4 protein-coding genes are annotated in these 2,858 nt (G+C 42.3%); all 4 read left to right on the forward strand.

All coding sequences use genetic code 11. The annotated features are described in order from the left end of the window. The first annotated feature begins 73 nt into the window (after positions 1-73). The 4 genes from tnpA to LB465_RS17935 are packed head-to-tail and all read left to right on the forward strand — an operon-like array spanning position 74 to position 2,757. The gene (tnpA, locus tag LB465_RS17920; RefSeq protein ID WP_224471291.1) at positions 74-343 is read left to right on the forward strand and encodes an IS66 family insertion sequence element accessory protein TnpA; all 270 of its coding nucleotides are present in this window, start codon (positions 74-76) and stop codon (positions 341-343) included. Next, complete coding sequence (tnpB, locus tag LB465_RS17925; RefSeq protein WP_224471292.1) at positions 343-696, forward strand: IS66 family insertion sequence element accessory protein TnpB; 354 nt, start codon at positions 343-345, stop codon at positions 694-696. Before tnpA ends, tnpB begins: the two co-directional genes overlap by 1 nt. Before the next feature lie 42 nt (positions 697-738). Beyond that, positions 739-2,208 (forward strand): IS66 family transposase, encoded by a 1,470-nt coding sequence (gene tnpC, locus LB465_RS17930; protein ID WP_224471293.1) that lies wholly within the window; start codon positions 739-741, stop codon positions 2,206-2,208. Positions 2,209-2,247: 39 nt separating this feature from the next. Then, on the forward strand, positions 2,248-2,757 hold the full coding sequence (locus LB465_RS17935) for a hypothetical protein (protein ID WP_224471294.1): 510 nt from the start codon (positions 2,248-2,250) through the stop codon (positions 2,755-2,757). The last annotated feature ends 101 nt before the right edge of the window (positions 2,758-2,858 follow it).

A 2,858-nucleotide genomic window follows, 5' to 3' on the forward strand; every position in this document is an offset into this window, starting at 1 on the left:
GTATGCATCCGTCTAAGTGCATCTTTTCAGAAACCTTTCTAGATTATAATTTAGCGGTCTAAATATAATCAAAATGACCCGATCTTCAATTGCCACAGAAATGCGTAAGCTAGTCAATAGCTATTATGAATCAGGACAAAGCCGATCCGCTTTTGCCCGTGCCCACGGAATCAGCAAAGGAAAACTCTGCTATTGGATCCAGAAATTTCCCAAGGAGCAAGTTATAAAATCCGCAAAAAGCAATTTTGTTTCTTTATCGGCCACTCCTTCTACCGCTCCAACATTCTCCAGGAGTATGCACATCCGTTTAGGTAATGGCGTAGAAATTGAAATTCCCCTGTAATGTTTGCTTTAAGCAGTTCCCTGAATTACCAGTTATATCTTCCTGGTACCGATATGCGTAAAAGCTTCGATGGATTATGTGGTTTGGTACTTGGAGAATTAGGCCATAGTCCCCAGGATGGTTCGGTCTATATCTTTATCAATAAAGCGCGCAATAAAGTCAAACTGCTGCACTGGCAGTCTGGGGGCTTTGTATTATATTATAAACGCCTGGAGCGTGGTACTTTTGAGTTGCCCGAATACGATGCATCCGTGGGAGGACTCCAATTGGATTACACCCAACTGGTGATGCTCATAGACGGGGTAGCCATCACTAATATTACCCGAAGAAAACGCTATAAAAAAGCCGGTTAAATGCTGGTATATTTTTAACAAGGGTAGTATTTTAGCTACCCGATGACGCATCAGGAGCTACAAAGAGAAAACGAGCAACTTCGCCAGTCCAATGAAGCCTTTAAGGAGAAGATTTCCGCTATGGAGGTACAACTCGGGCAGCTCTATAAGCTGATTCAAGGTTTTAAATCAGAACGCTTTATTCCTGAAATTCTGGAGCAGCAACTATCGCTTTTTTCTGAAAATGCAGATAAAACTGGGCAAGTAGTTACTCCAAAAGAAACCATCACCTATACCCGGGAAAAACAAAAACACCCGGGCCGTGGCAGCTTGCCGGAACACCTTCCGGTACGTGAAGTAATCCTTGAACCAGAGGAAGATGTAAGTACGCTGAAAAAAATAGGTGAGGAAGTTAGTGAAACCCTGGAGTATACCCCAGCCAGCCTGGTCAAAAGACGTACCATTCGTCCTAAATATGCCAGAAAAGACGGCCAAGGGGTGGTAATCGCGCCACTTTCCACGCGTCCTATCGAAAAATCTATTGCCGAGGCCTGTTTACTGGCCTATATCCTGGTGAGCAAGTATGTTGACCACTTGCCATTCTATCGTCAGATCCAGCGTTTTAAAAGGGAATTTGGCTGGGAACCAGCCTCCAGTACTTTGAGTGACTGGATGTCGAGTTGCTGCCAGCTGTTGGAACCCCTTTATAATACCTTGAAGCAAAAAATCCTTGAAGGCGGGTACATCCAGGCGGATGAAAGTCCGATAAAGGTGCTGGATGGTGATAAAAAAGGCAGCACACATCAAGGGTATCAATGGGTCTATCACGACCCCTTGCAAAAACTGGTACTCTTTAATTACCGCAGGGGGCGTGGGCAACATGGTCCCAAGGAACTCCTTGATGGGTATAAAGGTTTTGTCCAATGCGATGGTTACACAGTGTATGATAAAATCGGGTTAGACCCGGATATTACTATGGCGGGTTGCCTGGTGCATGCCAGACGAAAATTTGTGGATGCCCGGGACCAGGATAAAGCAAGATCAGAAAAAGCATTAGCTATATTTAGTGAAATCTATAGGGAAGAACGAGTGATCAAAGAAGCAGCAGCCGGAGATGCAGAGATGCGAAAGGAACTAAGACTACAAAAGGTGCTGCCACTACTGCAACAGATCAAAACCTGGATCCAGGAAGAACAGTTTAAGGTGTTGCCCAAAAGTGCCATGGGAAAAGCCATGACCTACTTCATAAATCAATACCCTAAGTTCGAAGTGATCTTTGAAGATGGTAGGATCGAATTGGATAATAATCTCATTGAGAATTCCATAAGAGCATTGGCTCTCGGCCGAAAAAATTTCCTCTTCGCAGGCTCTCACAAGGCTGCACAAGATGCGGCTATGTTGTATTCCTTCTTTGGGAGTTGTAAAATGCATGGTGTGAATCCCCAGGAGTGGTTAGAGGACACCCTGAAAAGATTACCCGATCATAACATCCAAAAACTGGAGGAGCTATTGCCCGGCTACCAAAAAGCTTAATAAGGAATATAACAAGAATTTTTATACTAAAGTATAATTATGAATAAACTGACGTTTACAGCAAAGGACTATAGTGAAACCTCTGAATTAGCTGGGCTGATACAAAAAATAGACACTTCAGATGCGGAATATGTAGATAGAATATCTGATGAAATATTTAAATATCAACCTTTTTTCTTAACCGTTGTCTTAGGGTACAGAATGGATATTTCCTCGCAGGAGTTGGAGGAAATGATAAGAATTTATTTGCTGGTATGGGAATATTTTAAGTCAAATAAGAATCTTCCCAAAAAGAAAGTGACCCAAACCCAGTTTGAAGAGGTGCAAAGGCAAAATATGTATACGCTCCATTACAGTGAGGGAGAGTCTGAAGAATCCAGAGATAAAATTTATACAGACGAATTACAAAATCTCAAGTCTAAATCTTTGTGGGCAGCTGTGCACTTTAGATATAATACCAGACCAGCACTAATCAATATGGATCCAGAAATTAAAGGAATAACCCTTATAGGTATTCTCAGCTTCATTCAGTGCTTTGAAACCCAGTAGGGCTATAACCAATACTAGCAGGGGGATAGAAAGAAATCGGTATTCCTAAATTCTGAGTATTATACCACCCATCTACTACTTGTAGTTGCTCGGATGGATAC

It is taken from the genome of Salegentibacter lacus, from assembly GCF_020164555.1.
Lineage (GTDB): Bacteria > Bacteroidota > Bacteroidia > Flavobacteriales > Flavobacteriaceae > Salegentibacter > Salegentibacter lacus.

Excerpts from the sequence above, each read along its gene's own strand:
- tnpB (WP_224471292.1), top strand. The coding sequence starts at position 343 with ATGTTTGCTTTAAGCAGTTCCCTGAATTACCAGTTATATCTTCCTGGT.
- tnpC (WP_224471293.1), top strand. The coding sequence starts at position 739 with ATGACGCATCAGGAGCTACAAAGAGAAAACGAGCAACTTCGCCAGTCC.
- tnpA (WP_224471291.1), top strand. The coding sequence starts at position 74 with ATGACCCGATCTTCAATTGCCACAGAAATGCGTAAGCTAGTCAATAGC.
- LB465_RS17935 (WP_224471294.1), top strand. The coding sequence starts at position 2,248 with ATGAATAAACTGACGTTTACAGCAAAGGACTATAGTGAAACCTCTGAA.